The sequence below is a fragment of the Fischerella sp. PCC 9605 genome (genome assembly GCF_000517105.1).
Lineage (GTDB): Bacteria > Cyanobacteriota > Cyanobacteriia > Cyanobacteriales > Nostocaceae > PCC9605.
The window spans coordinates 882,718-904,305 of record NZ_KI912151.1 but is presented as its reverse complement, the minus strand read 5'-3'; the positions used below and the strand labels follow the sequence as shown (position 1 = coordinate 904,305).

The following is a 21,588-nucleotide window of genomic DNA, read 5'->3' as shown; positions in this document are numbered from 1 at the left end:
ACCAATAACCAATGAATCAAAAAGGAAAATAGAAATTTTCCGAAATTATCTCTCTCAAGCGTGAAGACTAAAACAAGTTACTCAAATAAACATCCTGCTAATGGATGAAACAAAATTAACAAAAGAACTTTATTGAGAGATTTGGAGGTCTGACACTATGAGAGAATTACAAACATGGAAATTCGGTATACAGTTTCTCTTTAGTACTGTGATGATTGGACTGTGTACTTTCCAGCTTGTCAACGATAAAGCGAAGGAAAACCAAACGCTGTACTGGAGTGGTTTAAGCACCGTATTAGCATATTGGCTACCTTCTCCGACTGGCTCTCAAGAAGAACGTTTCAATCAGCAAAGAGGAACTTCAGAACGAGAACAATCTTCATAACAATTCATCTAATCTTTATTATTAACTAATTGTAATATTGAAATATTCAGGCTATTGCTATAACCAATATAAATATTTGGAAAATGAGCCTTGAAATGCCTAAAATAAATTGCAGTGTAGTAGCCCCAGCATCAAAGCCGGGGCTAAATTTTGGCAGATAGAAGTTTTTTGGTATGCAGAAGACTGAATTTTGCCAAAGTAGCACTTAGATACAATATGCTGATGTGTAACTAAGAAGTACTAGGCTAGAAACTGAGAAAAATCTGTGCTGGATATTAAGCAAATACGGGAAAACCCACAATTTGTTCAAGAAAGGTTGAATACTCGTGGCGGTAACTATGATATTCAGCCGATTGTAGAGTTGAATAAACAACAACGCGAATTAGAACAGAAGCGAAGTCAACTCCAAACACGCAGCAACGAAATTGGTAAACTCGTTGGGCAAAAAATTAAATCGGGTATAAATCCTCAAAATCCAGAAATTCAGACCTTGCGGGATGAAGGCAACTCCATTAAAGCTACATTAAGTGAATTGGAGCCGCAAGAAAAAGAAATAATCGCAAAAATCCAAGAACTTGTACTTGCACTTCCTAATTTGCCCAGCGACTCCACACCCATCGGCAAGAATGAGGAAGAGAACGTCGAAGTGCGCCGCTGGGGTGATGAGTACATTCCTCAAAATCCAAATATTCTGCCTCACTGGGAAATTGGTGAAAAGTTGGGTATTCTCAACGTAGAACGAGCTGTCAAAGTTGCTCAAAGTCGCTTTGTCGCTTTAATAGGCGCTGGTGCAGCACTGGAGAGAGCATTAATTCAGTTTATGCTCGATCGCCAAATCGCAGCAGGGTATGTAGAAGTTATCCCTCCATTTTTAATCAATAGTGCATCTCTAACAGCAACTGGTCAATTGCCCAAGTTTGCTGAAGAAAGCTTCAAATGTGCTGATGATGACTTGTGGCTAACTCCCACAGCGGAGGTACCCGTCACTAACCTCTATCGAGGTGAAATTCTCGCTGCTGAAGAATTGCCTATCTATCACTGTGCTTATACTCCTTGTTTTCGTCGCGAAGCAGGGAGTTATGGACGAGATATGCGGGGATTAATTCGCCTACACCAATTTAATAAAGTGGAATTGGTAAAACTAACCCATTCCAGCACTTCCTTTGAAGAGCTGGAAAAATTGGTAGCGAATGCAGAAGCAATTTTACAGGCGTTAAAGTTGCCTTACCGAGTCATAGAGTTATGCACTGGAGATTTAGGATTTGCCTCTGCTAAAACTTACGATTTAGAGGTGTGGCTTCCCTCTTCTGGTAAGTACCGGGAAATTTCTAGTTGTTCCAATTGTGTAGACTTCCAAGCGCGACGGGCTGACATTCGCTTCAAAGAAGCGGGCAAGAAGGGGACACAGTTAGTGCATACTCTTAACGGTTCTGGGTTAGCTGTGGGAAGGACAATGGCGGCAATTTTGGAAAATTATCAACAAGAGGATGGCACGGTGCGGATACCAGAAGCCCTACAGCCTTATTTGGGACGGGAGGTATTGTAATTTTTGGGCAATTCTCCACTTTTGTTGGGGATGTAAACTCATTGATGAAGTTCTGATACTCGTTGACGAGGATAAAAGACTGGTTAATCAGGTTCTGATCCTCGTCAACGAAGTTCTGATACCAAGTTGCGTTCAGACATAGCAATAGCAATTCGTTGCCCTCTCCCCTTCCCCTGTTCCAAATTGGGAGAGGGGTGCCGACAGGCGGGGTGAGGGAAGTACTATCTTTGACTGCAACTTAGTATGAGACTCGCACATGAGTTTTTTATTCTCGTCCTTCAAATGCGATCGCAAACGCCAGCGAAAGTGGCTCAACGAAAAGGCTACCCACACCGTCAATAGAGCTTCTGTCAATTACAATTTAGGCAATTGAAACAAAACTAATTGTGATTGAGCTTAACAAAAACAATTCACCTTTGATCTTCCCGGCTCCACCGATTCTAGCGAGTGATAGTGCGAACTGGAAAAACATTCAGTTTGCTCATTTTCGGCAACCCCCCTGCAAGGTTCCGAAATATGTGTCGCCCCAGCACATCATTTGTATGAATGTCGGCAAGCCGATTCGACTGGAACAAGCCGTCGATGGACAACATGAAACGGTTGACTCAGTACCAGGAGATTTAGCAATTTACCCAGCCTATGCTAGTCAACAGTTCCGTTGGGACAAAGAAGCAGAATTTTTCAATCTGTTTCTAGAACCGTTATTTCTGGTTCAGGTTGGTTATGACGTGTTTGGGAGCGATCGCCTTGAACTGATTCCTCATCTCACGACACTGTTCGATCCATTAATTCAACAAATTGGGTTTGCGCTGAAAACATCTTTAGAAATTGATGGGAACAACAGCAATCTTTATGCTGACTCGCTCGCCCATGCACTCGTCGTTCATCTTTTATCTCGATATTCAACTCATTCGCGTCACATAAAACCCATCAAAGGTGGTTTTACGCAACAGCAATGGAGACAAATTGCTAATTTTATTGATGCAAATTTGGATAAGAATATTAGCTTAACTGAGTTAGCAGCAATCGTACAGTTGAGTCCCTATCATTTCGCCCATTTATTTAAGAAATCAACGAACACTTCACCTCATCAATATTTAGTTCGTCGTCGGATTGAACGGGCTAAACAATTGCTCGTGATGGGCAATTTATCGCTTGCTACAATTGCTCAGATGGTTGGTTTTGCGAGCCAAGGACATTTCACCTACCATTTCAAACGTTTTGTGGGAGTAACGCCCAAAGTTTTTTCACGGCGACTAGCGTACAACACAACTCCGCAAGAACAGCAAGAATGTTGAAAACGATCGCAAGAACCTTGAAGAAAGGCATTCGGAAATTGCTGGATACTGAATGCGTTATCTAATTCCAAGATTCATTTATATGAGACACATTCTTCACATCGACGCGAGCTACAGCAGTGAAAGTTCAGTATCACGAGTTTTATCTCAAGAGTTCATCACGGCTTGGAAAAGGTTCCATCCTGAAGATGTGATTTTATATCGAGATTTAGGGCATTTTCCAGTTCCTTACATCAATGAAACCTGGATTGCAGCAGTTCATTCGCCACCCGAAAGTCACACTCTAGAAATGATTGAAGCTTTAAGGGTATCTAACCCATTGCTGGAGGAGTTTTTGGCTGTAGATTGCTATGTCTTCGGAGTGCCGATGTATGGTTTTACTATTCCTGCAACGCTTAAAGCTTATCTCGAACATTTGATTCGGGTCGGGCGTACCTATGAAGTGAGTGAAAATGGGGTTCGAGGGCTAGTTCATGGAAAAAAAGCTCTGTTCATTACGAGTCGTGGCGGCAACTATCCTCCGGATTCTCCCTTTGGTGAAGATCATCAAGAACCGTATCTGCGAACAATTTTTGGGTCGTTCGGAATTTGGGATGTCCAATTTGTCAATGTGAGTAATCTGGTCTTAGGTGATCGAGAGCAGTCTATTTCATTGGCTCAAGCTACTCTTCAAAACCTTGCAGCTCATTGGTAAGGCATGGAAAAGAAGAAGAATTTATGTCACAGGAAAACGTAGAAAATACTCCTTAGCGCCTTTCCTTTGTGTCTGTGCACGAAACTTAGAGAAGAATTACTTAGTGTCTTGGCTTAGAGGACAGGCAAAATATAAAAAACTTACCTGTTGGCAGGACTTTGCCATTTACCACTCCGCCTAAAGAATTAGCGAAAAAGCTTGAAAATATACTGTCTTGCAGACCAATGCTAGACTGGTACTCGTTCTACAATAGAGAAAAATATAGCTAAATTAGTTCACTCACAAATTTTTTCTATGTCAGTTTTAGCGGCGATCGCAGTCTTGGCTGTTCTGATCCTGGTACACGAACTAGGACATTTCATTGCAGCAAGGTCTCAAGGTATTCATGTTAACCGCTTTTCTTTGGGTTTTGGCCCAATTATTTGGAAATACCAAGGCAGAGAAACCGAATACGCTGTTCGAGCCTTTCCCTTAGGTGGTTTTGTCGGTTTTCCTGACGACGATCCAGATAGCGATATTCCACCCAACGACCCGAATTTGCTGCGTAACCGTCCAATTTTAGATCGGGCGATCGTCATCAGCGCAGGAGTGATAGCAAATTTAATCTTTGCCTACTTCCTCCTAGTGGCGCAGGTTAACTTAGTTGGCATAACACAAGTTAACCCCCAGCCAGGAGTTGTAATTCAACAGCTTGCACCAGATGTCAGTTCTGTAGCTTCTAAAGCTGGAATTCAACCAAAGGATATCATACTAGGGGCTAATAACAGAGAATTTGGTACATCTGGAAAAGAGATAGAGGATTTAAGAGAAATAATTAGGAACAATGCAGGTAAGCCAATTCAACTAGAAATTGCTCGTGGCGACCAAAAGTTGTCTTTAACTGTCACTCCTGAAGCCAAGCAAAACGGCGGTAGTATTGGCGTGCAACTTTCTCCCAATGTCAAACTTGAGCGTCGTCGCGCTTCTAACCCGGTGGAAGCCTTGAAGATTGGTGCTTCAGAATTTCAGCGCATTCTCAATCTGACATTTCAAGGTTTTAAGCAATTAATTACTAACTTCGGTGAAACAGCTAATCAGGTAGCAGGGCCAGTCAAAATTGTAGAAATTGGTGCCAGCATTGCCCAAAACGACACAGGCAGTTTATTCTACTTTGGTGCTTTAATTAGCATTAACCTGGCGATTATCAATATTCTGCCTTTACCAGCTTTGGATGGAGGACAACTCGCTTTTCTGCTAATTGAAGGACTGCGCGGTAAACCTTTGCCAACTCGCATTCAAGACGGTGTGATGCAAACTGGCTTGATGCTACTTTTAGGACTGGGCATTTTTCTGATTGTCAAAGAAACTTCCCAACTAGAGTGGGTGCAAAGATTATTCCAGTAAACCTCTAATTTGTTGTTGGTTGTTGGTTGTTGGTTGATTGTTCCTAACAACAAACAACCGCTAACTACTAACCATTAGCCTTCATAGTAAAGGCTGGAGCTACAAAAACCAAGCCTGTTTATACAGGTCTAAAAGTAATAAGATTATCTACGTAAGCCCACATATGTGGGCTTATTCTATTCGCTAGATACTTTTTTTATAAGTATTCCCGTGAACAGTACCCGCAAACGGTCATCTAAAAAGCAGCGATCGCTAGAAATTCTCGTTCGCCTGAAGCGTCTTTACCCAGACGCTACTTGTTCTTTGAACTATTCAACACCAGTGCAACTACTGGTAGCAACAATCCTTTCTGCTCAGTGTACAGATGAGCGAGTCAATTTAGTAACACCAGTGTTATTTAGTCGTTTTCCCGACGCACCCAGTTTGGCAAATGCTGATTTGACAGAGTTAGAAAACTTAGTACGTTCCACGGGATTCTATCGCAATAAGGCAAAGAATATTCAAGCCGCTTGTCGGATGATTGTTGCCGAATTTGGCGGTGAAGTACCAAGACAGATGGATCAACTGCTGCGGCTTCCAGGTGTAGCACGGAAGACAGCAAATGTAGTTCTTGCCCATGCTTTTGGAATTAATGCTGGGGTGACAGTTGATACTCACGTTAAACGCCTTAGTCAACGCCTGGGTTTGACTGAGTATACAGACCCTATCCACATTGAACGAGATTTAATGCAACTTCTACCTCAACCAGACTGGGAGAATTGGTCAATCCGGTTAATTTATCACGGTCGTGCTATTTGTAAGGCACGCAATCCAGCTTGTGAAGCTTGTGAGTTAGCCGATCTCTGTCCTTCTGCGACTCTTCCCCAAATTGCTACATCATAGTAGTTAGTGGTTAGTAGTTAGTGGTTAGTGGTTCTACTAACTACTATCCACTAACCACTAACTAAATCCTATAGAATGGAAAATGCTGTCTTTAGGTAAGTAACAGATTTTATGGCCAAAAAGAGCATGATTGAGCGCGAAAAAAAACGCGCTAAATTAGTTGAAAAGTATGCTGCAAAGCGGGAAGCGTTGCTGGAAGAATTCAGAACAACAGAAGACCCTCTGGATAAGTTGGAGATTCATCGCAAGATCCAACAGCTACCCCGCAATAGCGCACCCAGCCGCCGCCGTAACCGCTGCTGGGTAACAGGTCGTTCCAGAGGCGTTTACCGCGACTTTGGGCTATCTCGTAATGTTCTACGAGAGTGGGCGCACGAGGGTCTTTTACCCGGAGTGGTGAAGTCTAGTTGGTAGTTAGTTGTTAGTTGGTTGTTGTTAGTTGTTTGGAAAGTACTAAAAACCAAACAACAACGAACCACCAACAAAGAACAAATTCCAAATTATTGACCGCAACACTTGTCAATTCCCAGACTTTCTAAGAGTAGATCGCTAACGGCGTTGGCGATCGCAAACTCTCCATAGAAACTTTTGGAAAAATCAAACGCCTGCATCTCTGTGACAATCGCAATCACCAGAGAACCAAGATCGTTTTCTCCTTCCATTCTTTGCCGAACAAAAATCTGTGCTGCGCGTTCGGCTATATTTTGATTGACTGCTTCTGGGAGAAATTCTGCATCTAGCCACCTATGCAAACTCTGTTTTAACCATTCGCCCTCAAGTTCAGGATTTTCTGATGGTGGTAGGGTAATGGATGGAATTGGTTCAGTCATCGTCTTTATTTTAAAACGCAGAGTAACGCTAAGGAATCGCAAAGGAACGCAGAGGATGATTGCTAACATCTAAATTGCGTTCTTTTGATGTTTTTTATCTTTAGTTTTATGGAATATGATATCGCTGCTATTGTTCAAGGTTATGCTCAAGGCTATTTTCTCATGGCTGATGAGGATAATGTCTTGGGGTGGTATGGAAGTCGCGATCGTACTCTCATTCCTTTGGATGATCGATTTCACTATCCTAAGTCGCTGCGGCGTGTCCTCAATCAACAGCGGTTTACTGTGGGGATTAACCGTGACTTCCCATCTGTAGTCGAAGGGTGCGCTAACCGGGAAGTGAGTTGGATTTCGCCAGAGTTAAAGGAAATTTATTGGGATCTTTACCAGGCAGGTTGGGCGTATAGTTTTGAGACTTGGCTGGGTGACGAACTTGCTGGAGGTATTTTAGGGATTGTTATTGGTGGCGCTTTTATCGGGGAATCGATGTTTTATCGCATTCCTGAAGGTTCAAAGGTGGCGATGGTGAAGTTAGTGGAGAGGTTGCGGGAGAGGGGATTTGTAATGTTTGATGCCCAAATGATGAATCCCCATTTGGAGAGGTTTGGGGCTTATCGGGTGGGCGATCGAGAGTATCAAGAGTTACTTTGTAAAGCGTTGCAGCAAAAGTGTTCTCTGATTTAAACTTATTACAGTTTTGCTTAAAAGAGTAGTGATTAAAAACGCAGAGGGACGCAGAGGTAAGCGCAGAGGGGCGCAGAGTCTTGGTGCAAAAATTTCACGCGAATTTATTCAATGTTGTAATTAGGTTGAGTCACTAAATATAAGAAATGATTATTTCAATAAACCAGTTTCCATCATTTGTTTTGAAGATTTTGGGCACTGGAATGCTATTACAAGATAGAAAATCAATATATGAAAATAAATCCTCTGGTGTACGGTTCATTGACCTAGAAGCAAATTTTAGATAATAGATACTTTCTGAGACAGAAATTTTAAGAGTTAGCCCATACGCTACATGAACCGAGATAACTTCGCACGAATGGATAGAGTAGTATTTGGCAAGATGGTAATTTATTGTTGAAACTAATTCTTCAATAGAGTTTAGCTTGTAAACTGTTGGTAGTTCTTTGAGTATGTTCTTACCGTAGGGTGAGATGATTTTCATACAGAATTAACCCGATGTTCTGTCACCAAAGTGAGACTCGCCCATTCACCTTTATCGTTGTAGCTACGAACCATCCGCTGACGTAGATTTGGTTCAATCAACCAACCTACTTCCAAGAATAAGGGTTGGCGTAATTGCACTTTCAATGGAGAAGTGGCAGAAGCACCATCGGGTAGCAGCAAAACTTGTACCTGCTTCTGCGGATCTTGGTCAAATGTAAGTTTGGAACCGTTAATGCTAGCAGTGGAATTAATTGTGCGATCGCCAAATGAGAGACTTTGAATTAATCGCCCAGTTGGATCTAGTTGTATTTGTAAAGTTGTAGAGTAAGTATCAGGCGATCGCCAATCTGGATATATTGTCACTGCTTTACCTTGCCATTCTCCCAACAAGGCTTCTACTGTTAAAGGAGGATGTTGTGTTGCTGGGGTTCTGGCTAGATGTTCGCGAATCAGGGTAAATTTGTCTAGCTGACCGTTTTTATCAAACAACTGTACAAGGCGTAAACGGCGATTTTCATGAATTAGACCGAGTTCTGCCCCAAATTCAGAAAATGGCGCTAGTTGAATCGTACCTTGAGAAAAGGCTCCAGCTTCAAAAAACAACACACTTCGTCCCAAGGAATTGTATTCTAGGATTTTTTCATCTCCACCTAAACGAATAATCTGACGAATTGTCTGGTTATTGTTTAACCCTTCTAAAGACACAACGCTAGGTGTATCTTCTAAAATTTCACCTTGAGGAGACACTTGAGTGAATGAACCTTGCCATTCCCCAAGGTTTTGCAGCAAACATTCCCATTGAGATTTCATAAATGTCCTTTGTCATTAGTTATTAGTAAAGCACAAAGGACTAATGACTAACTTTTAGCAAACTGTCGAACAGCAAATAAGCTCCCTATTAATCCTACCGTTGCACCAAAGTTTAGGAGAATCAGGGGCAATAATAATGTTTGTAACGGAGTTAGTTGCAAGCCGTTGGTAATAAATTTGATGAATTCGGGTTGATTGGCGAGGACATTGCCGAGAAACTGTTGAATCAGACTGATAAAACTCCAGGCGATCGCACCTCCAACCAAACCAAAAGCAATTCCTTGTAAGACAAACGGCAAGTAAATCCAAGCTGATGTTGCTCCCACTAGTTGCATAATTTCAATTTCCCGGCGTCGCGCCATGACTATTAGTCTGATGGTGGTGGTGGTGACAGCGATCGCTGTTGAGGTGAGAATAATGGTAATTGTGAGTGTCACCCAATTCAAGCCTCGATGCAACTGAGCAATGCGTTTAACAGCTTCATCCACATACTGAACTGCATCTACTCCGTGCAACTTCGCTAGTTGTGTTGCTAGGGTTGGGACTACCTCAGAGTTGCGTGCTTTCACCTTCAATTCATCTACAAGCGGATTCTCACCTAACTGCTGGGTAGCACCTTCGATATCAGAAATTCCCAGTTCCTTTACTAACTTATTCCAAGCTTGTTCTTTAGTAATAATTTTTATATCCGCTACCTCTGGCATTCTCGCCACCAGTGGTTCAATGCTTTCTGCTCGCGCACCCGAATCGAGATAAACTGATACTTCTAATTGACTACCGAATTGGTAGAGCAGTTTTTCCACTTGCCAAGAAGTTTGCAGACTCAAACCAAATAAAAATAGTAACACCGTGACAGTACTGATAGCTGCCCAATTCATCCAGCCACCGCGTTGCAAACCAATCAGAGTTTCTTTAAGCAGATAGTCAAGTTTAGTCAGGATTTTTAACACATTACACCCTTCAGCAGAATTTTGGATTGTATGCGCGAGATTATACTTAACTTTTTATACTCGCCATCTGCATAACCAGACAAAAATCGCTAGAGGAGATAGTCAATAGTCAAGAGTTAGTAGTTAGTGGTTAGTAGTTAGTGGTTAGTAGTTATTCTCCCACTCCCCCACTCCCCCTCCCCTCGCCTACTATGTAATTGAAATTAATTTGCACATCTTCTGGTTGCTAAGATTGAATAAAGCGAAATCATTTCCAATCCATATTAGGTGAGTTAGAAGAGCATGCCTTCGGAAATTGTTGTTGAGAAGAAAAAGTTACAGAAACCGCCCTTGGAACTGCATTACCTGGGCGATCGCGTTCTGCGTCAACCCGCCAAGCGCGTTGCTAAAGTAGACGAGGAAATCCGCAAAGTCGCACGCGAAATGCTACAAACCATGTACAGTCAGGATGGCATTGGTTTGGCTGCACCGCAAGTCGGAATTCACAAACAAATTATTGTCATCGATATTGAACCAGATAACCCAGCCAATCCCCCACTAGTGTTGATTAACCCTGTAATTAAACAGGTGAGCCGCGAAATCTGCGTTGCTCAAGAAGGGTGTTTAAGTATTCCAGGGGTTTACATGGATGTGAAGCGCCCCGAAGTTGTAGAAATAGCCTATAAAGATGAGTATGGACGTCCTAAAACGTTGAAGGCATCAGATTTACTCGGACGCTGCATTCAGCACGAAATAGACCACCTCAATGGTGTAGTATTTGTAGACCGTGTAGAAAACTCTTTGGCTTTGACGCAAGAGTTATCTAAGCATGGCTTTTCCTATCAAACTGTCAAACCAGTTGCATAGGATGGTGTGCTTGTGAATACAATGACCCCCAAGAGTGGTTTGTTTCTTGCCTGTTCCTGTATTGCGGCGATCGCGGCTGTAGGTTCAATTTTTGAACTTAGTTCTGGGCAACCTGATTTAGGGACTCAAAACACTGCGATTATCTTAGGACTCAGCATTCCACTGACAGGATTATTTTTCTTTGCCGCAGTGAAAGATGCTAAAGCTAATATGAATAAATAAGCATCAGGTATGGAATCAAAAGGAAAAGGAAAAGGAATTTATCCTTTTACCTTTTACCTTTTACTTGTTTTTACTGTCTCTCTACCCGTTCATCGTCGCTTCACTTCTAAGGCAGTTCATTTATTTGTTTAATGAAATTTATCTAATTTGCCGGAAAGACCCCAAGTGCAACGAAGTGGAACTTGGGGATGAAAGGCAGTAGTTGTTGAAACATCCCTTGAATGACTTCTTGCGGAGCAAGAACAAAGAGAGGGATAGTTGAGTATTGAACATTTTTAGGGATTGTGTTGCTCCCTAAATTACTCTACAATACTTCCAGGTCGATAAGATAAAAACAATGATTGTTTTTGAGTTCAAAGCTAAAGGCACGCTTGCACAATATCAACAGATAGATGAAGCATTGCGGATTACTAAATTCATCCGTAACAAGTGCTTACGTTTTTGGATGGACAATCAAAATGTTAAGCCTTATGACTTAAATAAATACACTGCCGTTATAGCTAACGAATTTGACTTTGCTGAGAAATTAAATTCTTCAGCAAGACAAGCAGCAGCAGAAAGAACAGCTTTTGCAATCAAGAGATTTTTTGATAATTGCAAAGCAAAGATTCCGGGTAAAAAGGGATATCCAAGGTTCCAGAAAGATAATCGTTCAGTCGAATATAAACTAAGCGGATGGAAACTTTCAGATGACCGCAAGTACATTAAATTTACAGATAAATGTAATATTGGTCAACTAAAGTTAATTGGCACTTGGGATTTGCATTTTTACCAGATCAAACAAATCAAGCGAGTCAGGATAGTTAAGCGGTCAGATGGCTGCTATGTTCAATTCTGTGTAGATGCAGAACGGAATATAGATACTCAGCCTACAGGTAAAACCATAGGTTTAGATGTTGGGTTAAACCATTTCTATACTGATTCCCTTGGCAACACTGTAGAGAACCCTAGATATTTACGAAAATCCGAGAAGGTATTAAAACGTCTTCAAAAACAGGTTAGCCGTAAAAAGAAGGGGTCTAGTAATCGCAAAAAAGCTATCAACCGTCTTGGTAGAAAGCACTTGAAAGTTTCGCGTCAGCGTAAAGATAATGCTGTTAAACAGGCGTTATGCGTGGTGAGGTCTAACGACCTTGTGGCGTATGAAAAACTGCAAGTGAGAAATATGGTTAAAAATAGCAAACTTGCGCGTAGCATTAGTGATGCTTCATGGTCATTGTTCACACAATGGTTAGAGTATTTTGGCAAAATATATGGTCGAGTTGTTGTACCAGTTGAACCAAAATTCACTAGTCAAAATTGCTCATCATGTAGTGAAGTTGTGAAAAAATCCCTATCTGTTCGTACCCATGTTTGTAAGTGCGGGGGTGTTTTAGATAGGGATTTGAACGCAGCTATCAACATTTTGAATAAAGCCTTGAAACAGACTAATTACGACTTAAGTACGGTGGGGCGCACCGAAACTTTTAACGCTTGTGGAGAGATGACCCTCTACCCAGATTTGGCAACAAGTCTAGGCAAGGTTGCTCAGTGAAGCAAGAATCCCCGTATGAAGCGTAGCGCTTGGGCGGGGAGCGTCAACTAAGTTGCGCTCCATTTAACTTAGATGAGCTTCGTGAAACATTAGGTGCTTAGGCTGTTGCTAACATATCTGGCGTGACCGGAATAATTTGGTGCATGATGATTATATGAGTGGATGGGCGTCTCACCCCTCCGATGCAGGCTGTCCAACCGGCACCACAAAAAATTTTTTTCTAACTTTTTGCGTAATTAGTTAAGCAGGCACTGTATTTATAAAATACAAATGATGAATTATGAAAATTGTGAAGTAACTGGATGTGAATAAATATGAATATGAGGGTTGTTAGTTGTTAGTTAGTGGTTAGTGGTTAGTGGTTAGTGGGCAAGGGGCAAAGGGCAAAGATAATCGTTAAATCCCAATTCACTTCGGCCCGATTCCCAATACCCAATACCCAATTCCCAATGCCCAATTCCCAATTCCCCATCTCCCCATCTCCCACTCCCCCCTCTCCTTGGTCTTACCGCACCAAGAATTCATGAATACTGAATCGATGCTCTATTTGCCCACCTTCACAAGTCATACCTGATAATTCATCATTCCTGACTCCTAATTTTTGTAATCTTGTTTACATGCAACGCTATATAGCTATAGTCGCTATAAATTACTAAAGTTAAAAAAATTACTTGTTTGGAACCGATACAAGAGCGACTTATCCTGCTAGAATTTTGCAGCAATTGAACTTAATTTGAGGCAGACATGAGAATCGAAAAACTTTCTCCTGGGTTGATACTGGCTTACGAAGACTATCAAAGAGAGGGGCAAGCGGCGTTAATCGGCCATAAGCGATCGCTTGGTATAGTTGCCCCCAAAACTAGCCTCAAGCCAACACGGAGTGTCGTTTTTATCTACTGTGATGAACAAACTGACTTGAGTCATTTGTCACAATACGGTATTGAAGTCAACCAAAACACAGGTGCTGTCCGGACAGCTTACTTACCCATAGACAGTTTAGGCGATCTATCTGATGAACCGACCATCCAACGGATTAAGCCATCGCGCAAATTGCACTTGCGGATGGATGTAGCACCAGGAAGAGTCAAACTACCGGAGTTTAAGAACAAAACCGGATTGACAGGCAAGGGAGTTGTCATCGGTGTAATAGACAGCGGCATTGATCCAAAACACCCTGCCTTTGCCGGACGCATTTTACGGATTTGGGATCAAACACTGCCAGGGCCAGGAGTGGCAGAAGGCGGTTATGGGGCAGAATTAACTGAAGCACAACTGACAATTTCTCAAGATACAGATGGTCACGGCACCCATGTTGCTGGTATTGCTGCTGGTTCTGATGCTACCTATAGCGGTGTAGCGCCGGAAGCAGAATTAGTAGTCGTTAAAACAGACTTGCAAGACGCCCACATTGCCGATGGCGTTCGTTATATTTTCCGAGTGGCAAGTGAAATGGGACGCCCAGCAGTAGTAAATCTCAGCTTGGGTGGACATGCCGATGCCCACGATGGCAGCGACTCTCTGTCAAAAATCATCGATGCCGAATCAGGCCCGGGACGAATTGTTTGCTGTGCTGCGGGTAACGAAGGTAATGACAATATTCACGGTCAGACCAATGTCACCTGTAACCGAATGAGTACAATGCGCTTCAACGTTCCTTACAATCAAGTAGGTATTGTTTGGTTAAACAGCTGGTATTCTAGCGAAGGTCAGTTGGAAGTCTCCGTGCGGAGTCCCAATGGTTTCGTAACTCCCTTTCAACCAATTATTGCTGATGGCAATCCCTCCAAGGAATATACCTTACCAGATGCACAGGTACAAATCGTTACGCCTGGGCCCGATCCAGTCAACGGAGACTACAACTTCTTTGTACAAATTCGGGGTGCAGGTAGCAGCAGATTTACCCAACCTGTATCAGGCGGTATTTGGCAGTTGCGGGTACGCAAAACTTCCGGAGATGATGTCCGCTTGGATGTATGGACATTAGATGATGCTGCATCGGTGTTTTTCACAGGTAAGAGCATATCCGATGCAGTCAAAATTGGTTCACCCGGAACTGCTGGCAGTGCAATTACAGTTGCTTCTTATACTACTAAAGTGAAGTATACTGATATTGACGGTAGCGATCGAGAAATTGGTTTGGAGTTAGATAATATTTCTGAGTTCAGCAGTGAAGGCCCGCTGCGGAATAATGCCCACAAACCTGATGTTGCAGCACCGGGAGCGATGATTGTTTCCGCCCTTTCCTCCACTGCGAATTTTGATCGCTCGATGATGGTAAATTCTAAGTTTGTGACTATGGCTGGTACGAGTATGGCAACACCGTTCATCAGCGGTTTAGTAGCACTGTTGTTGCAGCGTGATCCCAATCTTGACCCAGCTACTGTGAAAGACCTGCTGCGTAAAAATAGTTCTATTCCTGGAAAAGATGCAGGAACTTTTGATAACAAATGGGGTTTTGGACTGATTGAGACGCTCAATCTGTAATTAGTTGTAGACAAGCGTATATTTAGTTCTGCACAGGGATAGGCAATTCAAACCAATAAATTTGATAAGTTGTTTTTAGGGCAGGCTATTTTTAGCCTGTCCTTTGTTTACAAAAATACCAACTGCTACTATGTGGAAAAGGTGAAAGGGTAAACGAAACAGGAAAAGCAATTACTTTAATCCTTGGCCTTTATTAGACCTCTTGCATGAATATTTAAAATGTCATGTTGAGCACAGCAAAACATCTGTGAAGGTCGGTAATCGGTAATGGGTAATAGGTAATGGGAAAAACCAATTACCTATTACCAACCATATCGTAAGCAATTAGCCGGACTTGATATGATTTTTCAATTCGTGCAAGAGGTCTATTGTTTCCGCAACTGGAGTATTCATGGGGGATTTGAATATGAATTATCAAAAGCTAGACGCAGCCCTTACGATGGCGCTAAATCAAGTTCAAGATCCACAAGAACGCAGTTTAGTGGTGTTTATCCACACTAAACCAATCTCTGATGCCTCTGGTGCAGCTGCTGTTTTGGAAAGTTTGGGAGTCAGTGGTATCACTGAAGGAAAAGATGTTTTTTCTGCTACTCTATCGTCCAATGAAATTTCCAAATTATCAGAGCAACCTTGGGTGCAGTATTTGAAATTGTCGCAAAAGCTGCGTTTGATGGATAGACGCCTAAGTGGCAGAAGTATGGGTATTTAATAAGTCTTAATGTAAAATGATACACTCACTTACATTCTGTAACGATTTGCAATATCGTTTATCTCCGGCAGCATAATGCAAACTTGACTAATTTAGTCTGCGATCCCCCCTTACCAGCTGCCGCAGACAGTCCTACACTGTAGGTGAGAGTTGAAAGGCAGTCGGGAGAAAAGTTGTGAAAAAAGTTTTAGCAATCATTCTCGGTGGCGGTGCCGGAACCCGCCTTTATCCGTTAACTAAACTACGTGCTAAACCAGCAGTACCACTGGCGGGTAAGTATCGGTTAATTGATATCCCTGTCAGTAATTGTATAAATTCTGAAATATTCAAAATCTACGTCCTGACACAATTCAACTCAGCCTCCCTGAATCGCCACATTGCTCGTACGTACAGCTTTGCTGGCTTCACTGAAGGGTTTGTGGAAGTCTTGGCCGCACAGCAAACACCAGAAAACCTTAGCTGGTTCCAGGGTACAGCTGATGCGGTTCGTCAGTATCTGTGGTTGTTTGAAGAATGGGATGTAGACGAATATTTAATACTTTCAGGCGATCACCTGTATAGGATGGACTACCGTGAGTTTATCCAGCGTCATAGAGAAACTGGAGCTGATATCACTCTCTCAGTTATACCTATTGACGAGCGCCGCGCCTCAGACTTTGGCTTAATGAAAATCGACCAGTCTGGTAGGATAATTGATTTTAGCGAAAAACCCAAAGGCGAAGCTTTAAAAGCAATGCGGGTAGACACTACCATTCTTGGCTTAAATCAAGAACAAGCCGAACAACAGCCCTACATCGCTTCGATGGGCATTTATGTCTTTAAAAAAGACGTTTTGATCAAGTTGTTGAAAGAATCTTCAGAAAGAACTGATTTTGGTAAAGAAATCATTCCTGATTCTTCTAAAGAATACAACGTTCAAGCCTATCTGTTTAATGACTATTGGGAAGATATTGGAACAATCGAGGCGTTTTATAATTCCAACTTGGCACTGACTCAGCAACCCCGTCCGCCCTTTAGTTTCTACGATGAAAACGCACCAATTTACACACGCGCTCGTTATTTACCTCCTAGCAAACTCTTAGATTGTCATGTCAGGCAATCGATTATTGGTGAAGGTTGTATTCTAAAAAATTGCCGAGTAGAAAATTCGGTGCTGGGGATAAGATCGCGGATTGAAAGTGGCTGTGTTATCCAAGATTCCTTGATTATGGGCGCAGACTACTACCAAGCGTTTGCCGAACGTCAGTCTGATTGCAATCCCAGCACGATACCTTTAGGTATAGGCGCTAACACAGTAATTCGGCGTGCCATCATTGACAAAAATACTCACATCGGCTGCGATGTGCAAATTATTAACAAGGATAACGTTCAAGAAGCCGAACGTGAAAGCCAAGGCTTCTACATTCGCAGTGGCATTGTCGTTGTGCTGAAAAATGCTGTCATTCCAGATGGAACGATTATTTAGTTATTGGTTAGTGGTTAGTAGTTAGTGGTTAGTGGTAAAAAACCAACTACTAACTACTATCTACTAACTACTAACTACTAACAAATGACAAAATTAATTCTACTAATTGGTCTTCCTGGTAGTGGTAAGTCAACTTTGGCAAAACAGTTGCTAGCAGAATGCCCCCAGAGGCGGTTGGTTTCTACCGATGCTATTCGGGGGCAATTATTTGGCAATGAAGCACTTCAGGGCCCGTGGCTGTGGATTTGGTGGGAAGTTAAACGACAATTTCAAGAGGCGATCGCTACAGGTAGTACAGTAATTTACGACGCTACCAATGCTCAGCGACGCCATCGCCGTGAAGTCATCACCCTCGCCCGCGACATCGGTTTTACTCACATTAGTGGAATCTGGATCAATACCCCTGTTTGGCTGTGTTTGGCACGCAATAAGAGGCGGGAACGCCGAGTGCCGGAGGAGGTCATTTTTCGCATGTATCGCCAACTACGTGATGCTCCCCCCAGTTTAGAAGAAGGACTAGACTGTCTGATTTGCTTTTCCAAAGAGATTGGAGAGTACGGAAATTGCGCTTGTGTTTTGAGCAAGAACCGAACTTGATTTTATTAAAGGTTTGTTAACTTAAAATCAGAGTTTATGTGCCTGGAATTATACCCGGCTGAAAGTGGCGACTCTAATATTAGAAAAAACATAAAGTAAATTTTTAGAGGAGGCTGGTAGATGGCTACAACCGATTTTAAAGATTATTACGCAGTTTTGGGAGTCAGTAAAACTGCCAGTCCAGATGAAATAAAGCAAGCTTTTCGGAAATTAGCTCGTAAATATCACCCTGACGTGAATCCTGGCAACAAACAGGCGGAGGCACGCTTCAAGGAAATTAACGAAGCCTACGAAGTTTTGTCAGATCCAGACAAACGCCAGAAATACGATCAATTTGGTCAATATTGGAAGCAAGTTGGTCAAGGCTTCCCTGGCGGTGGTGTTGGGGTTGATATGGGTGGGTTTGACTTCAGTCAATATGGCAGTTTTGATGATTTTATCAATGAGTTATTAGGACGTTTTGGCGGTGCTAGCCCTCGCAGTGGCAGACAAAGCTATAGTTACCGTACTTCTACAGGTGCTGGCCCGGGTGGTTTTGGTGGCTTTAGTGATTTTGGATTTCAAGACACTGGTGCAGGTGCGGCAACTCAAGACGGAGAAGCCGCAATTAGTCTGACTTTTTCAGAAGCGTTTCATGGTGTCAAGAAGCGCTTCAGTTTAGGCAACGAAACTATTGATGTCCGCATTCCTCCTGGTGCAAAACCCGGTACTCGTCTGCGCGTACGGGGTAAAGGCCCAGTCAGTCCTTTAACCCAACAACGAGGCGATCTGTACTTAAAGGTTGAACTTCAATCTCATCCTTTCTTCCAGTTTGAGGGTGATAATTTGGTATGCGAAGTGCCAATTACACCAGATGAAGCTGTTCTAGGAGCCTCGATAGAAGTACCTACACCTGATGGTAGTGTTAGTGTGAAGCTACCTGCTGGGGTGCGTTCTGGTCAATCACTGCGTCTGCGCGGTAAAGGCTGGCCGCAACCAAAGGGTGGACGCGGTGACGAACTAGTAAAGATTGCGATCGCCACTCCCAGAGACATCAGTCAACAAGAGCGGGAGTATTATGAAAAAATCCGCACTATCCGTACCTCTAACCCCCGCAGTCATTTGCAAAATATTAGGTTGTAATCATTTTAGATTGGAAAATGTTGGTTGTTGATAGTTGGTTGTTGGTTGGAACAAATACCAAACAACAAACAACAATCAACAAACACCAAAACAATAAGCCTACAATTGTTGCTTGTTTTGTAACCAATAAATTGCTAAAAAACTAATAATTCCGTACAAACCTATCAAAATTAAAAGTGTTAGTTCTCCTAAAAACCAACTGAAGTCAAATCCTTCACCGATCCAAAAGGTACCAAATGCCATTAGCATAATACCTGCACTTAGTTTGATTATGACTTCTGGAACTTGAAGCAAATGCCCATGCAGTAAGCTTACTAAAGCTGCTGTTAATAGCAATGCCAGACCAGCACCAGATAAAGATTCACTCCAAGCGCCTGATGCTAAACCAAGAGTGGTGACAATAATTGCTACCTCTAATCCTTCAAGAGCAGCACTCTTAGTCATGATCGTAAAGTTAAAAAAGTTAAAAGCGGTATCTTCTGTTGCTAAAACAATACCTTCAGAAGTAAGTGGATCGGTAACCCATCCAGCACGTTTACCCTCAGCCTGTCGCAATACAGACTTTTTCACCCATCCCCAACCAAACCACAGTAGTACAAAGCCAACTACTACTTGGAGGAATTCCAGGGGAATTGCTTGTAAACCAGTTCCGAGTATTGCTGCTGCTATACCAACGACAGACAAACCTGCGATCGTGCCTAAGCCAGCTTCTCGTGGGTAGCCAGAACGTGCAATAGCATAAGCAATTGCTGCCGTTTCTAGAAATTCCACACTAGCGCTACTCAATGCACCGATGAATATACCAATATTCATTCTTTTTGATTGATATTCCTCAATGTAATTCTGATACCAAGTTGTGTTCAGATATAGCAATTCGTGCCCTCTCCCCCTCCCCTGTTCCAAATTGGGAGAGGGGTGCCGATAGGCGGGGTGAGGGAAGTACTATGTTTGACTGCAACCTAGTATGAGCTTTTACGTTTAATTGTGCAAGTAATGCCTCCACGTACTTACCTGTGTGCAGGATGCACACAGTGAGTAGAGTAACTCCAGCATGAGCTTTCTGTCGTTCGCCAAGAAAACACCCAGCTTAAATGTCTGCGAAAGCTGAAAAGGCAGAAGAAACCTACTACCCTCAAAGCTTTTCTTGGTTTTGCTTCTACTAAATGCGATCGCCAGCAATAGCTGTTAATTTTTGCATAGCCAACACCTGCTGTACGTCCAAAAGACTATACTCAAGATTGGCAGTTATTTCTACTGATTGTTGTCTGGTCATCAATCGGAGCGGCGGGATTTGAACCCACGACCTCCACTACCCCAAATTAAGCTCAAATGCTTATAGAGTAAGGGTTTCAGAGTTTTCTAGGCGCACCCGTCGCTAGCGCTCCTCGTTGCAGTCCTCGCTATGCTGCGGGCTGAACCAACCAAGCTGCGCTACGCCCCTCAAACAGATAACTACCATATCATGTTTTTCTGTTAAGCAGGTTATGGTAAGGAAACCCAAAAAGAATAAGAAAGGGTCAGTAGTTATAGCTTCCCGCTCTGGAAGACTCAGACTCAGATTTAGAGTAAATGGTAAACAGTATGATATTGCTCTAGGTCTAGCTGATACCACCGCAGGAAGAAAGTTAGCTCAAACCAGGGCAACTCAAATTAAAGCAGATATCACCAACCACAGATGTACGGGGTACATCCACAGTTTTGACCTCACACTAGAAAAATATCGTAAGCAGTGGCGAGAGGAAGCAGCAGCTTTACCCTTAATAGTTACTGTGGTTGATGTGTTTCGTGCCTTCATTGATTGGAAGGAGAAAGAGGTCTACACCCGTACACTTGAGAAATATCAAATTACCCTATCCTGCCTGCAACAGCACTATATTGGGAACAAGCCAGCATTTGCTTTAACAGAAGATGATGCTCAGGATTTTTGCGATCGCCTCAAACAGAAACTTAGTCCACTGACACTAAAACAGCGTATTGCCCTACTAGTATCTTGCTGGGAATGGGCTAGAGAATATGGGGATGAATCTATAGATTTACCATCTAGAAACCCCTGGAAGGTAGTTTTAAGACGAGTTAAAGTACCCCCAAAACAACCACCGCTACCATTTAGCAAAGAAGAGATTACGGCGATTTTGGATGTGTTTCATAGGGATTATCCACATTACTACCCCTATGTGGTTTTTTTATTTTCAAGTGGAGTCAGAACCGGGGAAGCAATTGCTCTGAAGTGGAAGCATGTTAACCCTAACTTCACTACTATTTGGGTCGGGGAATCTTTGAGCAAAGGTGTTAGAAAATCCACTAAAACGAATACAGCTAGAACGATACCAACTACAGAAAGGGTACGAGAATTATTGAAGTCAATTAAACCAGAAAATGCTAACCCTGATAGTCTGGTGTTCACTGCTATAGGAGGTAGAGCTATTGATGTGGATAATTTCACCAAACGCTATTGGAAAACAGCTTTGGATAAAGCCGGAGTTCTTTATAGGCAACCTTACAATTGTAGACATTCTTTTGTCACTAACCACCTACTACTAGGGACTGAACCTATTAAAATAGCCAAGATTACAGGACATAAAATAGAAACTCTATATGAATACTATGCTGGGCTGGTGACTCCTCCGAATATCCCTGATTTTCTTCAGTAATTGCAACTCA

General features: G+C 42.5%; 21 protein-coding genes. 17 read left to right on the top strand and 4 right to left on the bottom strand.

Annotated elements, in window-relative coordinates; genetic code table 11:
- Nucleotides 1-157 precede the first annotated feature (157 nt).
- From FIS9605_RS0129040 to rpsN, 7 genes are all read left to right on the top strand, one after another.
- The gene (locus FIS9605_RS0129040; RefSeq protein ID WP_026735708.1) at nt 158-385 is read left to right on the top strand and encodes a hypothetical protein; all 228 of its coding nucleotides are present in this window, start codon (nt 158-160) and stop codon (nt 383-385) included.
- Nucleotides 386-650: 265 nt separating this feature from the next.
- Nucleotides 651-1,931, top strand: a complete 1,281-nt coding sequence (gene serS / locus FIS9605_RS0129035; RefSeq protein ID WP_026735707.1) for a serine--tRNA ligase — start codon at nt 651-653, stop codon at nt 1,929-1,931.
- A gap of 542 nt (nt 1,932-2,473) precedes the next feature.
- On the top strand, nt 2,474-3,229 hold the full coding sequence (locus tag FIS9605_RS38560; protein ID WP_051470181.1) for an AraC family transcriptional regulator: 756 nt from the start codon (nt 2,474-2,476) through the stop codon (nt 3,227-3,229).
- A gap of 82 nt (nt 3,230-3,311) precedes the next feature.
- Nucleotides 3,312-3,923 (top strand): FMN-dependent NADH-azoreductase, encoded by a 612-nt coding sequence (locus tag FIS9605_RS0129025; RefSeq protein WP_026735706.1) that lies wholly within the window; start codon nt 3,312-3,314, stop codon nt 3,921-3,923.
- A gap of 294 nt (nt 3,924-4,217) precedes the next feature.
- The gene (rseP, locus tag FIS9605_RS0129020) at nt 4,218-5,306 is read left to right on the top strand and encodes an RIP metalloprotease RseP (RefSeq protein ID WP_026735705.1); all 1,089 of its coding nucleotides are present in this window, start codon (nt 4,218-4,220) and stop codon (nt 5,304-5,306) included.
- 210 nt (nt 5,307-5,516) lie between these two features.
- The gene (gene nth / locus FIS9605_RS0129015; RefSeq protein WP_026735704.1) at nt 5,517-6,188 is read left to right on the top strand and encodes an endonuclease III; all 672 of its coding nucleotides are present in this window, start codon (nt 5,517-5,519) and stop codon (nt 6,186-6,188) included.
- Nucleotides 6,189-6,299: 111 nt separating this feature from the next.
- Nucleotides 6,300-6,602, top strand: a complete 303-nt coding sequence (gene rpsN, locus FIS9605_RS0129010; RefSeq protein ID WP_026735703.1) for a 30S ribosomal protein S14 — start codon at nt 6,300-6,302, stop codon at nt 6,600-6,602.
- An 86-nt stretch (nt 6,603-6,688) separates the two neighbouring features.
- On the opposite strand, the gene FIS9605_RS0129005 is transcribed toward rpsN, so the two are convergent.
- Nucleotides 6,689-7,018, bottom strand: a complete 330-nt coding sequence (locus FIS9605_RS0129005) for a hypothetical protein (protein WP_026735702.1) — start codon at nt 7,016-7,018, stop codon at nt 6,689-6,691.
- A gap of 108 nt (nt 7,019-7,126) precedes the next feature.
- Here FIS9605_RS0129005 and aat point away from each other — a divergent pair, with 108 nt between their 5' ends.
- The gene (gene aat / locus FIS9605_RS0129000; protein ID WP_026735701.1) at nt 7,127-7,702 is read left to right on the top strand and encodes a leucyl/phenylalanyl-tRNA--protein transferase; all 576 of its coding nucleotides are present in this window, start codon (nt 7,127-7,129) and stop codon (nt 7,700-7,702) included.
- Between the two features lie 480 nt (nt 7,703-8,182).
- Here aat and FIS9605_RS0128990 read toward each other — a convergent pair whose 3' ends face one another.
- Both FIS9605_RS0128990 and FIS9605_RS0128985 read right to left on the bottom strand, forming a co-directional pair.
- A complete protein-coding gene (locus FIS9605_RS0128990; RefSeq protein WP_026735699.1) occupies nt 8,183-8,998 on the bottom strand; it encodes a DUF3598 family protein in 816 nt (271 codons plus the stop codon).
- A 47-nt stretch (nt 8,999-9,045) separates the two neighbouring features.
- A complete protein-coding gene (locus FIS9605_RS0128985; RefSeq protein WP_026735698.1) occupies nt 9,046-9,948 on the bottom strand; it encodes a cell division protein FtsX in 903 nt (300 codons plus the stop codon).
- A 282-nt stretch (nt 9,949-10,230) separates the two neighbouring features.
- Between FIS9605_RS0128985 and def the strand changes: the two genes are divergently transcribed.
- The 8 genes from def (at nt 10,231) to FIS9605_RS0128940 (ending at nt 18,927) form a co-directional block, all read left to right on the top strand.
- Nucleotides 10,231-10,794, top strand: a complete 564-nt coding sequence (gene def, locus FIS9605_RS0128980; RefSeq protein ID WP_026735697.1) for a peptide deformylase — start codon at nt 10,231-10,233, stop codon at nt 10,792-10,794.
- Between the two features lie 21 nt (nt 10,795-10,815).
- Complete coding sequence (locus tag FIS9605_RS0128975; RefSeq protein WP_035140314.1) at nt 10,816-11,016, top strand: hypothetical protein; 201 nt, start codon at nt 10,816-10,818, stop codon at nt 11,014-11,016.
- A 337-nt stretch (nt 11,017-11,353) separates the two neighbouring features.
- Nucleotides 11,354-12,550: an RNA-guided endonuclease InsQ/TnpB family protein gene (locus tag FIS9605_RS38555; RefSeq protein WP_035140312.1), complete on the top strand. Its 1,197-nt coding sequence runs from the start codon at nt 11,354-11,356 to the stop codon at nt 12,548-12,550.
- Between the two features lie 744 nt (nt 12,551-13,294).
- Nucleotides 13,295-15,034 carry a S8 family peptidase gene (locus tag FIS9605_RS0128960; RefSeq protein ID WP_026735695.1) on the top strand — a complete coding sequence of 580 codons (1,740 nt, stop codon included), beginning with the start codon at nt 13,295-13,297 and terminating at the stop codon, nt 15,032-15,034.
- Between the two features lie 406 nt (nt 15,035-15,440).
- Nucleotides 15,441-15,743, top strand: a complete 303-nt coding sequence (locus FIS9605_RS0128955) for a hypothetical protein (RefSeq protein WP_026735694.1) — start codon at nt 15,441-15,443, stop codon at nt 15,741-15,743.
- A 175-nt stretch (nt 15,744-15,918) separates the two neighbouring features.
- On the top strand, nt 15,919-17,208 hold the full coding sequence (locus tag FIS9605_RS0128950) for a glucose-1-phosphate adenylyltransferase (RefSeq protein WP_026735693.1): 1,290 nt from the start codon (nt 15,919-15,921) through the stop codon (nt 17,206-17,208).
- An 84-nt stretch (nt 17,209-17,292) separates the two neighbouring features.
- The gene (locus tag FIS9605_RS0128945; RefSeq protein ID WP_026735692.1) at nt 17,293-17,805 is read left to right on the top strand and encodes an AAA family ATPase; all 513 of its coding nucleotides are present in this window, start codon (nt 17,293-17,295) and stop codon (nt 17,803-17,805) included.
- A 120-nt stretch (nt 17,806-17,925) separates the two neighbouring features.
- The gene (locus FIS9605_RS0128940; RefSeq protein WP_026735691.1) at nt 17,926-18,927 is read left to right on the top strand and encodes a DnaJ C-terminal domain-containing protein; all 1,002 of its coding nucleotides are present in this window, start codon (nt 17,926-17,928) and stop codon (nt 18,925-18,927) included.
- Between the two features lie 99 nt (nt 18,928-19,026).
- Here FIS9605_RS0128940 and FIS9605_RS0128935 read toward each other — a convergent pair whose 3' ends face one another.
- On the bottom strand, nt 19,027-19,800 hold the full coding sequence (locus FIS9605_RS0128935) for a COG4280 domain-containing protein (RefSeq protein WP_442854735.1): 774 nt from the start codon (nt 19,798-19,800) through the stop codon (nt 19,027-19,029).
- A gap of 611 nt (nt 19,801-20,411) precedes the next feature.
- Here FIS9605_RS0128935 and FIS9605_RS0128925 point away from each other — a divergent pair.
- On the top strand, nt 20,412-21,578 hold the full coding sequence (locus FIS9605_RS0128925; protein WP_026735689.1) for a site-specific integrase: 1,167 nt from the start codon (nt 20,412-20,414) through the stop codon (nt 21,576-21,578).
- Nucleotides 21,579-21,588 lie beyond the last annotated feature (10 nt).

Excerpts from the sequence above, each read along its gene's own strand:
- FIS9605_RS0129040 (WP_026735708.1), top strand. The coding sequence starts at position 158 with ATGAGAGAATTACAAACATGGAAATTCGGTATACAGTTTCTCTTTAGT.
- FIS9605_RS38560 (WP_051470181.1), top strand. The coding sequence starts at position 2,474 with ATGAATGTCGGCAAGCCGATTCGACTGGAACAAGCCGTCGATGGACAA.
- FIS9605_RS0129025 (WP_026735706.1), top strand. The coding sequence starts at position 3,312 with ATGAGACACATTCTTCACATCGACGCGAGCTACAGCAGTGAAAGTTCA.
- rseP (WP_026735705.1), top strand. The coding sequence starts at position 4,218 with ATGTCAGTTTTAGCGGCGATCGCAGTCTTGGCTGTTCTGATCCTGGTA.
- rpsN (WP_026735703.1), top strand. The coding sequence starts at position 6,300 with ATGGCCAAAAAGAGCATGATTGAGCGCGAAAAAAAACGCGCTAAATTA.
- FIS9605_RS0129005 (WP_026735702.1), bottom strand. The coding sequence starts at position 7,018 with ATGACTGAACCAATTCCATCCATTACCCTACCACCATCAGAAAATCCT.
- aat (WP_026735701.1), top strand. The coding sequence starts at position 7,127 with ATGGAATATGATATCGCTGCTATTGTTCAAGGTTATGCTCAAGGCTAT.
- FIS9605_RS0128990 (WP_026735699.1), bottom strand. The coding sequence starts at position 8,998 with ATGAAATCTCAATGGGAATGTTTGCTGCAAAACCTTGGGGAATGGCAA.
- def (WP_026735697.1), top strand. The coding sequence starts at position 10,231 with ATGCCTTCGGAAATTGTTGTTGAGAAGAAAAAGTTACAGAAACCGCCC.
- FIS9605_RS0128975 (WP_035140314.1), top strand. The coding sequence starts at position 10,816 with ATGACCCCCAAGAGTGGTTTGTTTCTTGCCTGTTCCTGTATTGCGGCG.
- FIS9605_RS38555 (WP_035140312.1), top strand. The coding sequence starts at position 11,354 with ATGATTGTTTTTGAGTTCAAAGCTAAAGGCACGCTTGCACAATATCAA.
- FIS9605_RS0128960 (WP_026735695.1), top strand. The coding sequence starts at position 13,295 with ATGAGAATCGAAAAACTTTCTCCTGGGTTGATACTGGCTTACGAAGAC.
- FIS9605_RS0128955 (WP_026735694.1), top strand. The coding sequence starts at position 15,441 with ATGAATTATCAAAAGCTAGACGCAGCCCTTACGATGGCGCTAAATCAA.
- FIS9605_RS0128945 (WP_026735692.1), top strand. The coding sequence starts at position 17,293 with ATGACAAAATTAATTCTACTAATTGGTCTTCCTGGTAGTGGTAAGTCA.
- FIS9605_RS0128940 (WP_026735691.1), top strand. The coding sequence starts at position 17,926 with ATGGCTACAACCGATTTTAAAGATTATTACGCAGTTTTGGGAGTCAGT.
- FIS9605_RS0128925 (WP_026735689.1), top strand. The coding sequence starts at position 20,412 with ATGGTAAGGAAACCCAAAAAGAATAAGAAAGGGTCAGTAGTTATAGCT.